Raw genomic sequence first — 17,030 nt, 5'->3', positions numbered from 1 at the left:
GACAGGATGAGACTAGAGGGCAAGACGGCGATCGTGACCGGCGCCGGCTCGGGCTTTGGCGCAGGCATCGCGCGAAAGTTCGCCGCCGAGCGCGCGCGCGTGATGGTGGCCGATATCAACCGCGACGCCGCCGAAGAGGTCGCGCGCGAGATCGGCGGCATGGCGCAGGCGGTCGACGTTGGTGACGGCGCGTCGGTCGGCACGATGGCCGAAGCGGCGCTGGCGGCCTTCGGGCGGGTCGATATCCTGGTGAACAACGCTGGCATCACCCACAAGCCGATGCCGATGGAGGAGGTGGCAGAAGACCTGTTCGACCGGGTGTTTCGGGTGAACGCCAAGTCGGTTTACCTGACGGCCCGCGCGCTGGTGCCTGCGATGAAGGCCGCGAAGGGGGGTGCGATCCTCAACGTTGCCTCGACCGCCGGGCTGAGCCCGCGCGCAAACCTCAGTTGGTACAATGCCTCGAAAGGCTGGATGATCACCGCGACAAAATCCATGGCGGTGGAACTGGCGCCCTTCGGCATCCGGGTGAACGCGATTGCGCCGGTGGCGGGCGAGACGCCTTTGCTGGCAAGTTTCATGGGCGAGGACACGCCTCAGATGCGCGCGAAATTCCTGTCGACGATCCCGCTGGGGCGGTTTTCCACGCCCGAGGACATGGGCAACGCGGCCGGTTTCCTGTGCTCGGACGAGGCCTCGATGGTGACGGGCGTGGTGATGGAAGTCGACGGCGGGCGCTGTATCTGAGGGCAGTGGCGAGGGGGCCAGCCCCCTCGCACTCCCCCGGAGTATTTCAGCCAAGATGAAGGGGCGGTCAGCATGAAACCGGGCAAGCGAAACCTGATCACCGACGTGGCCGGCCTGCGGGTCGGCAACGCGTCGGACGCGGCGGTGAAGACCGGGGCGACGGTTCTGTTGGGCGATGCGCCGTTCGTCGCGGCGGTGCATGTGATGGGCGGTGCGCCGGGGACGCGCGAGACCGACCTCCTGGCGCCCGACAAGACCGTGCAGCAGGTCGACGCGCTGGTGCTGGCGGGCGGTTCGGCCTTCGGGCTGGATGCCGCGTCGGGTGTTGCCGACGGGTTGCGCGCCATGGGCCGGGGCTTTGACGTGGGTGGGCAGAAGGTGCCGATCGTGCCGGGGGCGATCGTGTTCGATCTGATCAACGGCGGCGACAAGGACTGGGACGAGAACCCCTACAAGGCGCTGGGCCGCACGGCGCTGGCGGATGCGGGCGAGGAATTCGCGCTGGGATCGGTCGGCGCGGGCACCGGCGCGACCACGGCGGGGTTGAAGGGCGGGCTGGGCTCGGCCTCGCTGGTGCTTGACTGTGGCATCACGGTCGGTGCGCTGGTGGTGGTCAACGCGGTCGGGCATGTGACCGGGCCGGACGGGCGGTTCTGGGCCGCGCCCTGGGAGTTCGGCGGCGAGTTCGGCGGGCGCGGGCCGGTCACCGGATTCGATCCGGGCGAAGAGCCGCGCACCAAGGCCAACATGGGCGAGAACACCACCATCGCCATCGTTGCGACCGACGCGAAACTGACCCAGGCCGAGGCCACGCGTCTGGCCACCGCCGCGCATGACGGCATGGCGCGGGCCATTCATCCCAGCCATACGCCGATGGATGGAGACCTGGTCTTTGCCGCCGCGACCAGCGCACGCGAGATCGCCGACCCGGTGGTCGATCCGCTGATGATCGGGCATGCCGCCGCGACCTGTCTTGCGCGCGCCATCGCGCGGGGCGTCCATGCCGCACGTCCGGCGCCGGGGGATCTGTTGCCGACCTGGCAGGCGCGTTTTGGCGAGGCCTGAGCGACGCCATAGCCAGCCTGATGGTTCCTTGCTAGGGTGCCGCGAGTCACAATCGGAGGTATCCCATGTTTCGCGCGACACTGTTTTCCCTGGCGTTGGTTTCCATGTCGAATCCGGCTCTTGCCGACGAGGTGACCGACACGCTGACCTCGGCGATGGACGCCTATGAAGAAGGCGACATCGACTATGCCATCGAGGAGCTGGACTACGCCAAGCAACTGCTTCAGGCGATGAAAACCGCGGAATTGACCGCCTTTCTGCCCGAAGCGCCCGCAGGCTGGACCCGCGAGGTCAGCGAAGAGATGAACACCGGGCTGGCGATGCTGGGCGGTGGCATGGGGGCCGAGGCCGAGTATTCCGACGGCGCGGACAGCTTCACGATCACCATCATGGCAAACAATCCGATGGTCACCGCGATGGGCGCGATGGTGTCGAACGCCGCCATGCTGGGGATGAAGCTCGAACGCGTCGGGCGGCAGAAATTCGTCAACGACGATGGCGAACTGACCGGGCTGGTCGACAATCGCATCCTGATCCAGGCCAGTGGCGCCGATGTCGATCTGATGGTCGGCGTGCTCGAGAACATCGACTACGAGGCGCTCGAGGATTTCGCGCGCTGAGGCTCAGGCCGATTTCGGCAGCATCGCTTTCATCAGCGCGCTGTCGGGGTCTTCCAGGTCTTCTATGACGTCGAAATGATGCCGACCCGGGGCGACCTGGCGGGTCGCCTCGTCCCAGGCTTCGTCGAGCCATTTCGCCTGGTCGAGAAAGGCCGGGCGTTCCTCGGCCCCGACCCAGACCAACGTCTCGATCTTGCGCCGGGATTTGTTCAGGGTCGGGCTTTCGGCCTCTGCTTCGGCCTCGTCGAGCCGCAGGTCTTCGTTCATCCGGGTCTTGAGAAGCGGGCGCAGGTCACCCACCGGCGAGATCGGAACGATCCGGCGGATGCGCGCGACCAGCGGATCGGGCAGAGGCACGTCGGTGCAATTCATCCGGGCCACCAGGTGCCCGCCGGCGGAATGGCCCGCCAGCACGATCGGCCCGTCCACCTGGCGCGCGGCCAGGCGCAGCGCCGCCGAGATCTGGCGGGTGATGTCGGAAATGCGCGCCTCGGGCGCCAGCGTGTAGGAGGGTACCGCCACCGCCTGCCCCCGCTGCAACGCGCCGGCGGCCATGTGCGACCAGTCGGACCGGTGGAACTGCCGCCAGTAGCCGCCGTGGACGAACATCACCAGACCTTCGGGCGCGGTTTTCGGAAGGAAAAGATCGAGCTTCTGGCGCGGTCCGGGGCCGTAGGCGATGGCAAGCCGTGCGCGTGGTCCCTGCCGCAGGCGGAATGCCTCTGCCGATTTGGCCCAGCGCGGCGGATAGGCCATGGCATCCGGTATGAAATCGGCGTTAGCATAGGCCAGATCGTTATCCACAGGGCACGTCCTTTGCGCAGAACCAGGGGGCGGCTCGCGGTTTGACCTAGGTGGTCCACCGCAGAACACAAGGGAGACCAAAATGGCGCGCGACGCAACCGATCTTGCATCCATCCTCAAAGACCCGTCACTTCTTGCCACCCGCGCCTATGTTGCGGGTGAATGGATCGCGGCCGACAGCGGCAAGTCCTTTGCCGTCACCAACCCGGCGCGTGGTGACGTGATCTGCGAGGTGCCCGACCTTGGCCGCGACGAGACCGCGCGCGCCATCGCGGGCGCCGAGGCCGCGCAGAAGGGCTGGCGGGCGAAAACCGCGAAGGAGCGCGCCAACATCCTGCGCGCCTGGTTCGATCTGATGATGGAAAACCAGTCCGACCTGGCCGCGATCCTGACCGCCGAGATGGGCAAGCCGCTGGCCGAGGCGATGGGCGAAATCGCCTATGGTGCCAGTTTCATCGAGTGGTTCGCCGAAGAGGGCAAGCGCATCTATGGCGAGACCATTCCGGGCCATCAGCCGGACAAGCGGTTGATGGTCATTCGCCAGCCGATCGGGGTTGCCGCCTCGATCACGCCGTGGAATTTCCCCAACGCGATGATCACGCGGAAGGCCGGGCCGGCGCTGGCGGCGGGCTGCGGCTTTGTCGCCAAACCGGCGGGCGAGACGCCGCTGTCGGCGCTGGCGCTGGCGGTGCTGGCCGAGCGGGCCGGGCTGCCGGCGGGGCTGTTCAGCGTCGTCACCTCGTCGCGGTCCTCCGAGATCGGCAAGGAGTTTTCCGAGAACCCGACGGTGCGCAAGATCACCTTTACCGGCTCGACCGAGGTGGGGCGCATCCTGCTCAGGCAGGCCGCCGACCAGGTCAAGAAATGCTCGATGGAGCTGGGCGGCAACGCACCCTTCATCGTGTTCGACGATGCCGACCTGGATGCCGCCGTCGAGGGCGCGATCGCCTGCAAGTTCCGCAACAACGGCCAGACCTGTGTCTGCGCCAACCGGATCTATGTGCAGGACGGCGTCTATGATGCCTTCGCCGAGAAGCTCAAGGTGGCGGTGGCCAAGCTGAAGGTCGGCGACGGGCTGGACGAAGGCACGGCGCTGGGTCCGCTGGTCTCGGCCGATGCGGTCAGGAAGGTCGAGGAGCATCTGGCCGACGCCAAGGCGAAGGGGGCCGAGGTCATTCTGGGTGGCCGGCCGCACGATCTGGGCGGGCTGTTCTATGAGCCCACGATCGTCACCGGCGCGACCTGCGACATGGAGTTCGCCACAGACGAGACCTTCGGACCCCTGGCCCCCCTGTTCCGGTTCACCGACGAGGATGATGTCATCGCGCAGGCCAACGACACGATCTTCGGGCTGGCGTCGTATTTCTATGCCAACAACCTCAGCCGGGTCTACAAGGTGGCCGAGGCGCTGGAGTATGGCATCGTCGGGGTCAACACCGGCATCATCTCGACCGAGGTGGCGCCGTTCGGTGGGGTCAAGCAATCGGGACTGGGCCGCGAGGGCAGCCGCCACGGCATCGAGGAATTCCTCGAGATGAAATACATCTGCATGTCGGTCTGACGGCTTTCCTAGTCCTCGATTGGGGCCGGCGCCTTGCTTGGACCGCGGCTTTTTCCGCCGTGGTTTCCGGCCCGATTCGGACAGGTGGGCGGGTTTGACCGCCGCTTGGGATCGGGCCGGAACAGCGGCGCATCGGGGGTGGTGTTTCGCATCCCGGCGATCACGCCGGTGGAGATGCGCGCAAATGTCGGCGTCCAGGCGCGTTCCAGAACCTCCGCATGCCGGTGCGGCAGAAACTCGACCATCGTGTCGATGAATGCCTGCCCGAAGATGGGAAACATTTCTTCGCGCACCCCGACACGCGCATGTCGGCGGCCGAATTGGCCGAGTTCCCCCGACACATCCTTGCCCGAGCGCATGCAACGGACCACCATGGCCATGACGGCGTAGAGCATAAGGCTCTGACGGGTTCTGTCCTTGGTAAACAGCTTTTCGATTTCCGGCGCGCGGCGGAACAGACGCTCATAAAACCGGCGCGGGAATTCCAGGCGTGACAGAGACAGATCCTCCATGCAGTGCTGAATCAGTTCATATTCAATGTCTTCCATTGGCATCCGATCCGAGGCGTCGCGCGTCCCCAGCCCCAATCAAGCAGGGAACTCTTAAGAAGCCGTAACGATTCGCGTGAAAACCGGGGGTCGGGCCTCGGCGCATAGCCGGGCTTTCGGATTTTTTCGCAAGATCACGCCGCCGTGAAATTTTATATTCGTTTATTCGAATAACTGTGATAGAGAATCACGATGGACCAACGGAATCCCCCTCGGCTCCGGCCTTTTTCGCGCCCCGTTTCGCGCCTTGCGACGCGCCCGGACGTGATTACGGCGCTGCGCAGCCTGATCGGGGGGTTCGTCGGGATCGGGCTTGTCGCCGGGCTGGCGCAGCATGGGCTGGCCGACACCGACCTGACCCTGATGATCGGGGCGTTCGGGGCCACGGCGGTGCTGCTCTACGGCACGCCGACCAGCCCGTTCGCGCAACCCTACAACGTCCTTGTCGGGCATGTGCTGTCGGCCCTGATCGGGGTTTCGGTCTATCTGGTGCTTGGCCAGGCCGACTGGCTGGCCGCCGCGCTGGCGGTGTCTTTGGCGATCTTCGCGATGCAGATCACCCGCAGCGTGCACCCGCCGGGCGGCGCCTCGGCGCTGATCGCCGTGGCCGGGTCGCCGGAAATTCACGCGATGGGCTACAGCTATGCGGTGCTGCCGGTCGGACTGGGGGCGCTGGCGCTGCTTCTGGTCGCGCTGGTGGTGAACAACATCGGCGTCGGCCAGCACTGGCCCCGGATGCGGCCCTGACGGCCGAACAGGCCAAACCCCGCCATCGCCAGGCATGCGCGTTACCAGATCGGACGGGCCGCCCGCATACTTCCCGACAGGTCGGACACGCCGCCCGTGCCTGTATCAGGGAGTTTTCGCATGAGTGTCTTCAAGCCCATCATCGCCGCCGCCGCGCTTTGGGGCGCATTGCCAGGTGCGGCCCAGGCCGCGTCGCAGAACGCGACCGGCCGCCCGAACGGGGCCTGGACCGACTGGTCCACAGGATCAGGTGTCTCGATCAGCTGGTCGTTTCAGGGCATCGGCGCGGTCATCGCCTTTCATCCCGACCGCATCGTCTATGGCGGCGGCATCGCGCCGCTGAGCCCGGGGCAGGTCAACCGCTACGCCCCGACGCTCGACAACCTGCGCGCCGCCGCAACGGCCCGGCGCGCGGTGACGATCTATTGGGACGACGCGACCAACACGGTGGGCACCATCATCGTGCGCTGGAACCAGCCATGTTGAGGCGATCCGAACGCAAAAGGCGCGCCCCCGGCTGAGAGCGCGCCCCGGTCATGCAGCTACAAGACCTGCGGTCAGGCCGCGGTCTCGGCTTCGATCGCCTTCGTCTCGACATCGCGCGACGATGCGATCTCGATCCGGCGCGGTTTCAGCGCCTCGGGCACTTCGCGCACAAGGTCGATGTGCAGCATGCCGTTCTCATGCGCCGCACCGGTCACGCGGACGTGCTCGGCCAGGTGGAACCGACGCTCGAAGGCGCGGGTGGCGATGCCGCGATAAAGATAGGTCCGCTCCTGGTCGTCCTCGGCCTTGCGGGCCGAAATGAACAGGGCGTTTTCCTTCACCTCGACATTCAACTCGTCGTCGGTGAAGCCCGCCACGGCCACCGAGATGCGCCAGGCATCATCGCCGGTTTTCTCGATGTTGTAGGGCGGATAGGTCTCGCGGCTCACATCGTTGGTGAACACCCGGTCCATCATTTCGGCAAGCTGGTCAAAGCCGACCGTGGCCCGGTAGAGCGGCGAAAGGTCAAAGTTGCGCATGGTCATCCTCCATTGAGCGACAACAGGTTGTGCCCTCCCTCTGGGACGGGCGAAAACGGACCCGCTCGGCGGCGTCCGCATGATTGAATTAGGAAGCTGTCGGGCGGTTTCAAGAGGTCGGAAACCGCCTGCCCGCTCAGGTTTCGTGCTTGAGCAGCATCGCCAGCGCCAGCATCGTCAGCCCCACGCCCGGCAGCACCATCGCCCCCGGCAAGCCGTTCCCGAACGCCAGCTCCCACAGGATCACCCAGCCCGGCGTGAGGTAGGTATAGGCCAGCACCTTGGCCCCATCCAGCCGCATCGACGCATAGGCGACCAGCACGAATGTCACCGCCGTCGTGCCGATCACCAGATAGCCCAGCGCGACCCAGACCATCGGGCGCAACGCGCCGTAATCGGTCGCACGGATCTCGGTCCAGCCATAGGCAAACACCAGCATCGTCGCAGCCAACAGCACCAGAAACGAGGTCGTCACCGCCGCCTCGCCCCGGTTCGACCAGCGCGTCAACGGCACGTAAAGCGCATGCGCGATGCAGCCGACAAAGAAGATCAACTCGCCCCGGCCGACATCGAAGGTCATCAGCGCGGCCCGGTCGCCGCGGAAAATCACCCAGAGCGCCCCCGCCGCCCCGACCGCCAGCGCCGCCACCATCCGCCGCGTCGTTGTCTGCCGCAGGATCAGGAAGGAAAACACCGCCGTCATGATCGGCATCAACGTCATCACCGCCGAGGTCGACACCGGCGTCGCCGTCTTCAGCGCCTCGAACATCATCACGAAGTAGATCGCCATCATGGCGCCCAGCATCAGGTAGCGCCAGGGCGCCGCCAGATCGGCACGGCGCAACTGCCCGGTCGCCAGGGCGGCGATGCCAAGGACCACGGCCGCCATGGCAAAGCGCAGCGCCTGCGACACCACCGGCGCGATGTCGTTGGCGATCAGCCCACCGAACGAAAACGATCCCCCGATCAGCGCCGAAAAGGCCAGCATCGCAAGATGCCCCTTGACCGCCTCGGCCCCGCCATACCGGATCACGGCGCACCATCCGCCATCGCCGCCTTGAGAAACCGCGTCAGCGCCTGAACCTTGGCGGTGCGGTGCAGATCCATGTGCGTGACCAGCCACAGGGTCGAAGACCACTCCGCGCGCGGCGGCATCACCTCGATCAGATCGCGGTCCTCGCCCGGTGAGGCGAATCCGAGGCCAAGCCCGGCCAGCAACGCGACGGTCAGGCTGGTTTCGTCATTGGCGCGGAACACGATCCGGTCGGCGGGCACATTCGCGACCAGCCATTTCAGCGCCGGCGGGCCCGGATTGTCGCTGTCCGGCCCGATGAAATCATGTGTCGCAAGGTCCGCCTCGGTCGGCATCCCCCGGCGCGCGACATAGGCGGGGGCGGCAAACAGCGCCGGGCGGACGGTCGTCAACTCCTGCACCACGTTGTCGGGTTCGCGCGGCGGGCTGCCGGCACGGATCGCCACATGCGCCTCGCCATATTCCAGCCGGAACAGCCTGCGCCCGGTGCGGCAGGTGATCCGGACCTCCGGGTGCGCGGCGCGAAACTGCGCCAGCACTGGCAACAGACGGGGCACGGAACTCGCCAACGTGGTCACCACCAGCTCGCCCGACACCGCCGCGCCCTGCCCCGTCAGACGCGCGCCAAGCTGGGCGAACTGATCGTCGGTGGCCTGCGCGACCCGGGCCAGATCGGCCCCCGCCTCGGTCGGGGTATAGCCGCGGGCATGGCGCTGAAACAGTTTCACCCCCAACCGCGCCTCGAGCGCGTCGACATGGCGGATTACCGTGGCATGATGCACCCCGAGCGCCGCCGCCGCCCCGCTGACAGTTCCGTGGCGCACGACTTCGTAGGCGGTGCGGTATTCGTCCCAGTCCTGCATGGCCCGTCCTGTGCGTGAGTGAACATTTCCTTCGACGTTAGGCTGATCCTGTTCGCGGTTGCAAGCGGGCGATGTCCCTTCCCCAACCAAGTCCCCCGGGCTACTTTCCGAAAAACCGCCGGGGCCGCAGATGAAAATCACCACCGACACGCCCGACCTTCTGATCGTCGAGGACCGCCCGATCCTTCTGGGCCTCGGGCTGATCGTCTTCATCATGATCTTCGTCGGGGTCGGCATCGGGCTGATGCTGGCCGGTGAGGGCTGGGGCATCGTGTTCGCCCTTCTGGGCGGCGGCCTTGGCCTTTTGGCCTTCTGGGCGTTCGTGCGCCGGGTGCAGGTGGTGTTCCACCGCCCCGACGACTGGGTCGAGTTTCGGCGCAAGAACCTCTTCGGCGGCGCCCGGGTCCGGCACAAGCTCAGTGACATCGGCCGTGCCGAGATCGAGACCAGCCACGGCTCCGAGGGCGGTGTGACCTACCGCGTGGTGCTGGTCTTCGACCGCGGCAAGAGCGTCGGACGCCACCCGGTCACGCTGGCCTATTCCAGCGGCTCGTCGCACCACCTGGTCGAAGCCAAGATCAACGACTGGCTCGGCAAGACGCGCTAGGTTTTGCCCCTGAAAAACCGCCGCACCGGGTCGGGGTCGCGCCCGCCGACAGCCTCCCACTCCGCCGCCAGCGCCGCGCGCTCGGCCTCGACCAGCGCCGGCGCATCGGTAATCCGCGCCCCCGTCCCCCGCATGTGATCCATCAGCCGATGCGAATGCAGGATGGTCGGACGCGCATCCAGAGGTTCCCAGGCATCCAGCACCGTCACCCGGCGCAGGTTGAACTCGGGCGGCAGCACGTAGAAGCGCAGGTCGCTCCGCCACAGCATGTCCTTCAACACCACCTGGTCGCGCGCCTGCCCGCTGGCCGCAAAACGCCGCGCCCATTCGGCCAGGAAATCCATCACCCCGGGCGACCGGCGGTAGAGAACCACGCCCGAGTTCATCTGCGGAAAGGCATAGGGCGTCACCTCCTCCAGCCCGGCCCGGATCAGATCGGAAGCGCGCCGCACATCATGCGCCAGCGCCATCTCGAACCGCTCCAGCAGGTCGAACAGATCGCCTAGCGGCGCCACCACCAGCGTATCGGCATCCAGAAACAGCGTGCGCGCAAATCGTGTCTGCGCCATGCAATCGAGTTTGGACCGTGGGTGCGGATCGTCGATCCGGTGCACCTGATCAAACAGCCCCGGCGCCGCCGAGCCGGGGTCGTCGGTGAATAGATCGACCGGCAAATCCGGCTCCACCGCGCGCAGCGACCGGGCCGATACCTCGGCCAGATCGCGATACTCCGGCCCCGTGGCCACGTAGATGACGCCCTTGTCCATCCGCCGATCTCAGACGCAAATCCCGCGCAGGCACAAGCCCTTGCCAATTCATCTTGGCAAATACACTCCAGGGGGAGGTCAATTCGCAACGCGAATTGGCCGTGGGGGACAGCGTCCCCCGCTTGACTCGCCGCCCGCACCCGCCTAAACGCCTCGCGACCCCGGAAGTATCACAGCTTCCGGTCCCTTGGCCCATGGCCGGGATCGCCCCCCGTCAGCGCGTTGCGCCCACGGGGGCGCACCTGCATTCACGGTGCCCAAGGCGGCGCCGGCCATTTGGACCATCGCGCACCCGCCCCTATCTTGGGGGCACAGGCCAAAACGGCAAAGGAGCCGATGACATGTTCGAGAGCCTTTCAGACCGCCTGTCAGGTGTCTTCGAGCGCCTGACCAAGCAGGGCGCGCTGTCAGCCGACGACGTCAAGACGGCGCTGCGCGAGGTGCGGGTGGCGCTGCTCGAGGCCGACGTGTCGCTGCCGGTGGCGCGCGATTTCGTCAAGCGGGTGCAGGACAAGGCCACCGGTCAGGCGGTCACCAAGTCGGTGACGCCGGGCCAGCAGGTCGTCAAGATCGTGCATGACGAACTGGTCGCGGTCCTCACCGGCGACGAAGACCCCGGCAAGCTCAAGATCGACAACCCACCCGCCCCGATCCTGATGGTCGGGCTTCAGGGCGGTGGCAAGACCACCTCGACGGCGAAACTGGCCAAGCGGCTCAAGGAGCGCGACGGCAAGCGCGTGCTGATGGCCTCGCTCGACGTCTACCGCCCCGCCGCCATGCAACAGCTCGAAGTGCTGGGCGCGCAGATCGGCGTCGACACGCTGCCGATCGTTGCCGGGCAGAAACCCGTCGACATCGCCAAGCGGGCCAAACAGCAGGCGACGCTGGGCGGTTATGACGTCTACATGCTCGACACCGCCGGGCGGCTGCATATCGACGAAGTGCTGATGAGCGAGGTCGAGCAGGTCTCGGCCGCCGTCAACCCGCGCGAAACCCTTCTGGTGGTCGACGGGCTGACCGGCCAGGTCGCGGTCGAGGTGGCGCAGGAGTTCGACGACAAGATCGGCATCTCCGGCGTCGTACTGACCCGGATGGACGGCGACGGGCGCGGCGGTGCGGCCTTGTCGATGCGTGCCGTCACCGGCAAGCCGATCCGGTTCGTCGGCGTCGGCGAGAAGATGGACGCGCTGGAGACCTTCGAACCGGAGCGCATCGCGGGCCGCATCCTCGGCATGGGCGACATCGTGGCGCTGGTCGAGAAGGCGCAGGAAACGCTCGAGGCCGAACAGGCCGAGCGCATGATGCGCCGCTTCCAGAAGGGTCAGTTCAACATGAACGACCTCAAGGGCCAGCTTGAGCAGATGCAGAAGATGGGCGGCATGGAAAGCGTCATGGGCATGATGCCCGGCATGGGCAAGATGGCCAAGCAGGTGCAGGAGGCGGGATTTGACGACAAGGTCATCACCCGCCAGATCGCGCTGATCCAGTCGATGACCAAGCGCGAGCGCGCCAACCCGCAACTGTTGCAGGCCAGCCGCAAGAAGCGCATCGCCAAGGGCGCCGGGCAGGAGGTGTCGGATCTCAACAAACTGCTCAAGATGCAGCGCCAGATGGCCGACATGATGAAGAAGATGGGCAAGATGGGCAAAGGCGGGATGCTGAAACAGGCCATGAAAAGCCTGGGCGGCAAAGGCGGTATGCCCGACATGAACGACCCCAAGGCGATGGAAGAAGCCGCCAGGATGCTGGGTGGCAAGGGCGGGATGCCCGGCCTCGGCGGCGGCATGGGCCTGCCCTCGGGCCTGTCGGGCTTCGGCAAGAAGAAGTGATGACGCCCGCCGCATATCCCCACGAAGTGCCGTCGACCGGCGAGGCCGCCGTGCAGGCGGCGGCGCTGCAGACCAGCCTGCCTCGGCTCGAGACCGCGCGGCTGATCCTCCGCGCGCCCCGGATCGAGGATTTCGCCCTTTTCGGCGCCATCCTGATGAGCGACCGCGCGGTGCATATGGGCGGCCCGCTGGATCGCCGCGCAGCCTGGCTCGACTTCTGCCAATGCGTTGCCGGCTGGCACCTGCGCGGCCACGGCCTCTGGACGATCGAGGCGCGCGACGGCGGCGCGGTGCTGGGCTTCATTCCGACCTGTTTCGAAGAGGGCGACCGCGAACCGGAACTGGGCTGGTTCATCGACCAGGCCGCCGAGGGCCGGGGCATCGCCTTCGAGGCGGCACAGGCGGTCAAGGCCTGGGCGCTCGACACGCTCGCCCTGCCCGCGCTGGTCTCCTACATCGACCCGCCCAACGGTCGCTCGATCCGGCTGGCCGAGCGTCTTGGCGCATGGCGCGACGATGTGGCGGCGGCGGAAATCGACGACGACATCCTGGTCTATCGCCATGCGCCCGACGATGCCGATGGCGGCATGGAGGCCTACGCATGAGCCCGACCCTCGACATCCCCACCCTGACCACCGAGCGGCTGGTCCTGCGCGCGCCGGAAGAACGCGACTTCGACGCCGTGGCGCAGTTCTATTCCGAACCGCGCTCCGAAGGTTTCGGCGGCGTCATCTCGCGCGATCAGGCCTGGCGCTGGTTCGCCTCCAACCTTGGCCATTTTGCCCTGCGCGGCTATGGCTTCTGGACCGTCGAGACCAAAGGCGGCGACGGTGTCGGCATGGTCGGCCTCTGGGCGCCCGAAGGCTGGCCGGAGCCGGAAATCGGCTGGTTCGTGCATTCCACCGGGATCGAGGGCAAAGGCTATGCCCGCGAGGCCGCCGAGGCGATGCGCGCCCATGCCTACGGGCCGCTGGGGATGAGCACGCTGATCTCGCTGATCGTGCACGGCAACGACCGCTCCGCCGGTCTCGCCACCCGTCTGGGGGCCTGGTATGAGCGTGACTGGACCTCGTCCGGCGGCCAGGTCACGCGGGTTTTCCGTCACCCCTCGCCGGAGGATCTGGCACGGTGAGCGCGCTGGCCCCCACCACCTTTTCGATCCCGACGCTCGAGACCGAGCGGCTAATCCTGCGCGCCCCCAAGCCGTGCGACTTCGAGGATGAGGCCGCGTTTTTCGACAGCGAGCGGTCGCGTTTCGTCGGCGGGCCGCTGCCGCGCGATCAGGTCTGGCGGGCGTTTGCCGGGTTTCTCGGCCACTGGGGCCTGCGCGGTTTCGGTTTCTGGGCGCTCGAGGACAAGGCGACCGGGCGCTACATGGGCCGCGCCGGCATGTGGTATCCTGACGGCTGGCCCGAGCCGGAACTGGGCTGGACCCTGATGGCCCATGCCGAGGGCAAGGGGCTGGCATTCGAGGCCACCAGAGCGGCACGGCGCTATGCCTATGCCAAACTGGGCTGGATCACCGCGATCTCGCTGATCCTGCCGGACAACGCCCGGTCCGTGGCGCTGGCAACGCGTCTCGGGGCGGTGCGCGAATCGAGCTTTGAGCACCCGAAACACGGCACCTGCGAAATCTGGCGCCATCCCTCGCCCGACGAGGTGGCCGCATGACCCCGCGCAACGAGGCAGACATGACCGACGACGACACCGCCCGCGCCGCCGCGCTGCTCAAGGAGCATCGCGCCTCGATCGACCGGCTCGACGCGATCCTCGTCTACACGCTGGGCGAGCGGTTCAAGCACACCCAGGCGGTGGGCCGGCTCAAGGCCGAACACGACCTTCCCGCATCCGATCCGGCCCGCGAAGCGGCCCAGATCGAGCGGCTCGAAGACCTGGCGAAACGGGCCGATCTGGACCCGGAATTCGCCAAGGCTTTCCTGAATTTCATCATTCGGGAAGTCATCCACCACCACGAGAAATTCCAGGATGAAGGGGCATAGGCCCTTCAGATAGCTAGCAAACAGGAGAAACTGACCATGGCTATGAAAATTCGTCTCGCCCGCGGCGGCTCGAAAAAGCGCCCGTTCTATCGCATCGTTGCCGCCGACTCGCGGATGCCCCGCGATGGCCGCTTCATCGAAAAGCTGGGCACCTACAACCCGTTGCTGCCCAAGGATTCGGAAGACCGGGTGAAAATGGACCTCGACGCGATCAAGGCGTGGCTCGACAAGGGCGCGCAGCCGACCGACCGGGTCGCCCGGATGCTGGAAGCCGCCGGTGTGCTCGAGAAGAAAGAGCGTGCCAACCTGAAAAAGGGCCAGCCCGGCACCAAGGCCCAGGAGCGCGCCGCCGAGAAGGCCGAAAAGGCCGCTGCCGCAAACGCCCCGGCCGCAGCGCCCGCCGAAGAAGCTGCCGAAGAGGCTGCCGCCGAGGAATCGGCCGAGTAATCGGCGGAACCCGAGCGGCTTCATGGGCGCGGGGCCGGCAGGGTCCGCGCCCGTTTGCATCAGGAGGAGGCGATGAGCCAGGATCGCATTTGCGTTGGCGCGTTTGCCGGGGCGTTCGGCGTGCATGGCGAGGTGCGGCTGAAAAGCTTTTGCACCGCCCCCGAGGCGATCGCCACCTACGGCCCGCTCTGGACCGAGGATGGCGCGCGCTCGTTCACCCTCGAAATCTCGCGCCCGATCGCCAACGGCTTCGCCGCGCGGGTGTCCGGGATTTCGACCAGGGAACAGGCCGACGCGCTGCGGGGCACGCGGCTTTTCGTCGACCGCAGCGCCCTGCCCTCGCTGCCCGACGATGAGTTCTACCATGCCGATCTGATCGGGCTGTCGGTGTATGACACCGGTGGCAGGAAACTTGGCTCCGTGGCCGCGGTGCATAACCACGGCGCGGGCGACATCCTCGAGATCACCGGCCCCGGACTGGATGCGCCGGTGCTTCTGCCCTTCACGCTGGCCGCCGTTCCGACTGTCGACCTTGGGGCCGGACGGATCGTGGCCGACCCGCCGGAAGGTGTGTTCGGGGAATGATTGCTGCTGTGCGGCCCCGGCACGTTCTGGTCCATTTCGGCCTGCACAAGACCGGCACCTCGACCGCCGAACGCACGCTGTTCGACAACCGCGCGCTGCTTGCCCCGTTCGCGGAATTCGTCGGGCGCAAAAGCTGGCCCGAGGTCAGCGAAGCGGCCAAACGCTACAGCCAGACCCCGACCCCCGGCGCGCTGGATCGGCTTGGCGCGGCACTGGCGGCACGGCTGTCGGATACGCAAACCTCCGGTCCGACGCTGTGCATCGTCAATGTCGATCTGTCGGGGCACATTCCGGGGCTGGGGCCGGTGCGGGACTATGGTGCCTTGCCGGTCTTGATCGGCGAGGTTCGCCGCCGGATCGAGGCCCGCTTCGGCAATCCCGACCTTCGGTTTCTGGTCTCGACCCGCGCGTCGCGGGACTGGCTGGCGAGCCTCTATTGGCAAAACCTCAAGGTGTCGCGCCTGGACCTCGACCGTGAGGTGTTTTCCACGCGCCTTGCCCCGGTTGCCGAAACCGGCCCGCTTCTCGCTGCGGTCGAAGCCACACTTGGCGACCGCCCGTTGATCCGCGCACCTCTGGAAGGCAGCCGCGACCACCGGCTTGGCCCCGCTTGGCCGATCCTGCGCGCACTGGACGTGCCCGACGACGTGGTCGCCGCCATGATCCCGCATCGCCGCCTCAAGGTCACACCCGACGAAGAGACCGTCGCGGCGGTGCTGGAATTGAACCGCTCGGCGCTGGACGACGAGGAATGCGCCGACGCCAAGGCGATGCTGATCGCGCTGGCGGGGATCGACGAGGGGTGAATTTCGGGTGGCATTGTCCCCCGGTTTCGCCTTTTCTTGGCCCAGGGCGCGGGGTTTGAGGGAGGCAAGGCAATGATCGGCCGTTACAGCCGCACCGGGCTTGCCCTGTTGTCCGCCGCGCTCTACGGCGGCGTGCTGCTGGCCGGCATCGCCACGCATCCGCTTCGCGTGCTGCCGGTTTTTGCGGCGCTGTTCCTGCTGCATGTCGCCGCGACGCGAAAGCCCGACCTCGCGACCGGCGCGGGCTGGGCCGGGCTGGCGTTCATGGCCGCGGTGCAGGTGGTGCTGGTCGCCCTGTGCTATGGCCTCGGGTTGCTGGTGGCGCGGGTCGTTGGCGTCGTGGCGCTGCCGATCTGGTTGCCGTTGGCGATCACTGGGGCGGCGGCTTTCTACGGCGCATGGGCGTTTCGCGATGCCGCCGAGATGGAGGTGTTTCTCGACTCCGCTCTGAAGGACATCGCGGTGATGGGCGCGGACCAACCGGCGCCGGAGGCCGACCCCTGGCCGGACCCTGACCCGAAGGCCGCCGCGGCGCTGGACCGCGCGCTGGAGGCTCTGTACGCGGTCGAGCGCATCGATGTCGGGCTTGTCGACCCCATCGTGCAGCGGCTGGAGGCCGAGGTGAAGGCCACGGCCTTCGATCCCTTCTATGACGCGGCGGGCGGCGTTGGCGAAGCGGGCGCGGTGATCGACTTCGCCCTGTTGCGATACGTCGCCAGCCCGGCGATCCAGGCTGAGTTGATCACGCGGGGCGAGGCCGGGCTTACCCCCACGCTGCTTTTGAACGCACCGCATCCCTCCGTCCGCTTCGAGGCCCGCGCCCGCGTCATCGACCTTGTCGATGCCCAAGCGCCGCGCGATCAGTTGCCGGACCCGGTCTGGCTGGACGAACTTGAGGCCACCTTTCCGGGCGAGGGATATGCCAAGCTGAAGGACCTGAGCGAGAGCGTGGCGCAAGACCGTTGAAGAAAGCCGT

The 17,030-nt window shown here is 67.0% G+C and carries 22 protein-coding genes; 16 read left to right on the top strand and 6 right to left on the bottom strand.

Annotated elements, in window-relative coordinates:
• Positions 1-6: 6 nt before the first annotated feature.
• The 3 genes from FVF75_RS05575 (at position 7) to FVF75_RS05565 (ending at position 2,432) form a co-directional block, all read left to right on the top strand.
• A complete protein-coding gene (locus FVF75_RS05575; protein WP_148376960.1) occupies positions 7-747 on the top strand; it encodes an SDR family oxidoreductase in 741 nt (246 codons plus the stop codon).
• A 72-nt stretch (positions 748-819) separates the two neighbouring features.
• Positions 820-1,812, top strand: a complete 993-nt coding sequence (locus FVF75_RS05570) for a P1 family peptidase (protein WP_148376959.1) — start codon at positions 820-822, stop codon at positions 1,810-1,812.
• Between the two features lie 104 nt (positions 1,813-1,916).
• A complete protein-coding gene (locus FVF75_RS05565) occupies positions 1,917-2,432 on the top strand; it encodes a hypothetical protein (protein WP_246138005.1) in 516 nt (171 codons plus the stop codon).
• Positions 2,433-2,435: 3 nt separating this feature from the next.
• Here the strand turns inward: FVF75_RS05565 and FVF75_RS05560 are convergent, their stop codons facing one another.
• Positions 2,436-3,236 carry an alpha/beta hydrolase gene (locus tag FVF75_RS05560; protein ID WP_148376957.1) on the bottom strand — a complete coding sequence of 267 codons (801 nt, stop codon included), beginning with the start codon at positions 3,234-3,236 and terminating at the stop codon, positions 2,436-2,438.
• A gap of 82 nt (positions 3,237-3,318) precedes the next feature.
• Here FVF75_RS05560 and FVF75_RS05555 point away from each other — a divergent pair, with 82 nt between their 5' ends.
• On the top strand, positions 3,319-4,797 hold the full coding sequence (locus FVF75_RS05555) for an NAD-dependent succinate-semialdehyde dehydrogenase (protein ID WP_148376956.1): 1,479 nt from the start codon (positions 3,319-3,321) through the stop codon (positions 4,795-4,797).
• An 8-nt stretch (positions 4,798-4,805) separates the two neighbouring features.
• On the opposite strand, the gene FVF75_RS05550 is transcribed toward FVF75_RS05555, so the two are convergent.
• Positions 4,806-5,345 (bottom strand): globin domain-containing protein, encoded by a 540-nt coding sequence (locus FVF75_RS05550; protein WP_187392982.1) that lies wholly within the window; start codon positions 5,343-5,345, stop codon positions 4,806-4,808.
• A 264-nt stretch (positions 5,346-5,609) separates the two neighbouring features.
• Here FVF75_RS05550 and FVF75_RS05545 point away from each other — a divergent pair, with 264 nt between their 5' ends.
• Positions 5,610-6,092 (top strand): HPP family protein, encoded by a 483-nt coding sequence (locus FVF75_RS05545; protein ID WP_217353125.1) that lies wholly within the window; start codon positions 5,610-5,612, stop codon positions 6,090-6,092.
• 120 nt (positions 6,093-6,212) lie between these two features.
• A complete protein-coding gene (locus tag FVF75_RS05540) occupies positions 6,213-6,578 on the top strand; it encodes a hypothetical protein (protein ID WP_148376953.1) in 366 nt (121 codons plus the stop codon).
• A gap of 71 nt (positions 6,579-6,649) precedes the next feature.
• Here the strand turns inward: FVF75_RS05540 and FVF75_RS05535 are convergent, their stop codons facing one another.
• From FVF75_RS05535 to FVF75_RS05525, 3 genes are all read right to left on the bottom strand, one after another.
• Entirely contained in the window at positions 6,650-7,117 is a 468-nt protein-coding gene (locus tag FVF75_RS05535) for an Hsp20 family protein (protein WP_174770070.1), read from the bottom strand.
• Positions 7,118-7,253: 136 nt separating this feature from the next.
• The gene (locus tag FVF75_RS05530) at positions 7,254-8,150 is read right to left on the bottom strand and encodes a DMT family transporter (RefSeq protein ID WP_281289572.1); all 897 of its coding nucleotides are present in this window, start codon (positions 8,148-8,150) and stop codon (positions 7,254-7,256) included.
• Positions 8,147-9,013: a LysR family transcriptional regulator gene (locus FVF75_RS05525; RefSeq protein WP_148376951.1), complete on the bottom strand. Its 867-nt coding sequence runs from the start codon at positions 9,011-9,013 to the stop codon at positions 8,147-8,149. The genes FVF75_RS05530 and FVF75_RS05525 overlap by 4 nt, the downstream gene beginning before the upstream one ends.
• 130 nt (positions 9,014-9,143) lie before the next feature.
• Between FVF75_RS05525 and FVF75_RS05520 the strand changes: the two genes are divergently transcribed.
• A complete protein-coding gene (locus FVF75_RS05520; protein WP_148376950.1) occupies positions 9,144-9,620 on the top strand; it encodes a hypothetical protein in 477 nt (158 codons plus the stop codon).
• On the opposite strand, the gene FVF75_RS05515 is transcribed toward FVF75_RS05520, so the two are convergent.
• Positions 9,617-10,387 (bottom strand): glycosyltransferase family protein, encoded by a 771-nt coding sequence (locus FVF75_RS05515; RefSeq protein WP_148376949.1) that lies wholly within the window; start codon positions 10,385-10,387, stop codon positions 9,617-9,619. The genes FVF75_RS05520 and FVF75_RS05515 overlap by 4 nt on opposite strands.
• A 341-nt stretch (positions 10,388-10,728) precedes the next feature.
• Here FVF75_RS05515 and ffh point away from each other — a divergent pair, with 341 nt between their 5' ends.
• From ffh to FVF75_RS05470, 9 genes are all read left to right on the top strand, one after another.
• Positions 10,729-12,216 (top strand): signal recognition particle protein, encoded by a 1,488-nt coding sequence (gene ffh, locus FVF75_RS05510; protein ID WP_148376948.1) that lies wholly within the window; start codon positions 10,729-10,731, stop codon positions 12,214-12,216.
• Entirely contained in the window at positions 12,216-12,821 is a 606-nt protein-coding gene (locus FVF75_RS05505; protein WP_148376947.1) for a GNAT family N-acetyltransferase, read from the top strand. Before ffh ends, FVF75_RS05505 begins: the two co-directional genes overlap by 1 nt.
• Positions 12,818-13,348, top strand: a complete 531-nt coding sequence (locus FVF75_RS05500) for a GNAT family N-acetyltransferase (protein WP_148376946.1) — start codon at positions 12,818-12,820, stop codon at positions 13,346-13,348. The genes FVF75_RS05505 and FVF75_RS05500 overlap by 4 nt, the downstream gene beginning before the upstream one ends.
• Positions 13,345-13,887 (top strand): GNAT family N-acetyltransferase, encoded by a 543-nt coding sequence (locus tag FVF75_RS05495; protein ID WP_246138004.1) that lies wholly within the window; start codon positions 13,345-13,347, stop codon positions 13,885-13,887. Before FVF75_RS05500 ends, FVF75_RS05495 begins: the two co-directional genes overlap by 4 nt.
• 20 nt (positions 13,888-13,907) lie before the next feature.
• Positions 13,908-14,216, top strand: a complete 309-nt coding sequence (locus FVF75_RS05490) for a chorismate mutase (protein WP_148376945.1) — start codon at positions 13,908-13,910, stop codon at positions 14,214-14,216.
• 36 nt (positions 14,217-14,252) lie between these two features.
• Positions 14,253-14,663, top strand: coding sequence for a 30S ribosomal protein S16 (gene rpsP, locus FVF75_RS05485; protein ID WP_148376944.1), 411 nt, complete (start codon positions 14,253-14,255; stop codon positions 14,661-14,663).
• Positions 14,664-14,735: 72 nt separating this feature from the next.
• The gene (gene rimM, locus FVF75_RS05480; RefSeq protein ID WP_148376943.1) at positions 14,736-15,248 is read left to right on the top strand and encodes a ribosome maturation factor RimM; all 513 of its coding nucleotides are present in this window, start codon (positions 14,736-14,738) and stop codon (positions 15,246-15,248) included.
• On the top strand, positions 15,245-16,054 hold the full coding sequence (locus FVF75_RS05475) for a hypothetical protein (RefSeq protein WP_148376942.1): 810 nt from the start codon (positions 15,245-15,247) through the stop codon (positions 16,052-16,054). Before rimM ends, FVF75_RS05475 begins: the two co-directional genes overlap by 4 nt.
• A 72-nt stretch (positions 16,055-16,126) precedes the next feature.
• Complete coding sequence (locus FVF75_RS05470) at positions 16,127-17,020, top strand: hypothetical protein (protein WP_148376941.1); 894 nt, start codon at positions 16,127-16,129, stop codon at positions 17,018-17,020.
• Positions 17,021-17,030 lie beyond the last annotated feature (10 nt).

Source organism: Maritimibacter fusiformis (assembly GCF_008086115.1).
In the GTDB taxonomy this organism is placed as follows: domain Bacteria; phylum Pseudomonadota; class Alphaproteobacteria; order Rhodobacterales; family Rhodobacteraceae; genus Muriiphilus; species Muriiphilus fusiformis.
Note: the sequence above shows the minus strand (reverse complement) of the source record. Positions and strands in the feature narration are given on the sequence as shown.

Bases quoted from the DNA above. Each gene is read 5' to 3' on its own strand.
- FVF75_RS05575 (WP_148376960.1), top strand. From the start codon at position 7: ATGAGACTAGAGGGCAAGACGGCGATCGTGACCGGCGCCGGCTCGGGC.
- FVF75_RS05570 (WP_148376959.1), top strand. From the start codon at position 820: ATGAAACCGGGCAAGCGAAACCTGATCACCGACGTGGCCGGCCTGCGG.
- FVF75_RS05565 (WP_246138005.1), top strand. From the start codon at position 1,917: ATGTCGAATCCGGCTCTTGCCGACGAGGTGACCGACACGCTGACCTCG.
- FVF75_RS05555 (WP_148376956.1), top strand. From the start codon at position 3,319: ATGGCGCGCGACGCAACCGATCTTGCATCCATCCTCAAAGACCCGTCA.
- FVF75_RS05550 (WP_187392982.1), bottom strand. From the start codon at position 5,345: ATGGAAGACATTGAATATGAACTGATTCAGCACTGCATGGAGGATCTG.
- FVF75_RS05540 (WP_148376953.1), top strand. From the start codon at position 6,213: ATGAGTGTCTTCAAGCCCATCATCGCCGCCGCCGCGCTTTGGGGCGCA.
- FVF75_RS05535 (WP_174770070.1), bottom strand. From the start codon at position 7,117: ATGCGCAACTTTGACCTTTCGCCGCTCTACCGGGCCACGGTCGGCTTT.
- FVF75_RS05525 (WP_148376951.1), bottom strand. From the start codon at position 9,013: ATGCAGGACTGGGACGAATACCGCACCGCCTACGAAGTCGTGCGCCAC.
- FVF75_RS05520 (WP_148376950.1), top strand. From the start codon at position 9,144: ATGAAAATCACCACCGACACGCCCGACCTTCTGATCGTCGAGGACCGC.
- FVF75_RS05515 (WP_148376949.1), bottom strand. From the start codon at position 10,387: ATGGACAAGGGCGTCATCTACGTGGCCACGGGGCCGGAGTATCGCGAT.
- ffh (WP_148376948.1), top strand. From the start codon at position 10,729: ATGTTCGAGAGCCTTTCAGACCGCCTGTCAGGTGTCTTCGAGCGCCTG.
- FVF75_RS05505 (WP_148376947.1), top strand. From the start codon at position 12,216: ATGACGCCCGCCGCATATCCCCACGAAGTGCCGTCGACCGGCGAGGCC.
- FVF75_RS05500 (WP_148376946.1), top strand. From the start codon at position 12,818: ATGAGCCCGACCCTCGACATCCCCACCCTGACCACCGAGCGGCTGGTC.
- FVF75_RS05490 (WP_148376945.1), top strand. From the start codon at position 13,908: ATGACCGACGACGACACCGCCCGCGCCGCCGCGCTGCTCAAGGAGCAT.
- rpsP (WP_148376944.1), top strand. From the start codon at position 14,253: ATGGCTATGAAAATTCGTCTCGCCCGCGGCGGCTCGAAAAAGCGCCCG.
- rimM (WP_148376943.1), top strand. From the start codon at position 14,736: ATGAGCCAGGATCGCATTTGCGTTGGCGCGTTTGCCGGGGCGTTCGGC.
- FVF75_RS05475 (WP_148376942.1), top strand. From the start codon at position 15,245: ATGATTGCTGCTGTGCGGCCCCGGCACGTTCTGGTCCATTTCGGCCTG.
- FVF75_RS05470 (WP_148376941.1), top strand. From the start codon at position 16,127: ATGATCGGCCGTTACAGCCGCACCGGGCTTGCCCTGTTGTCCGCCGCG.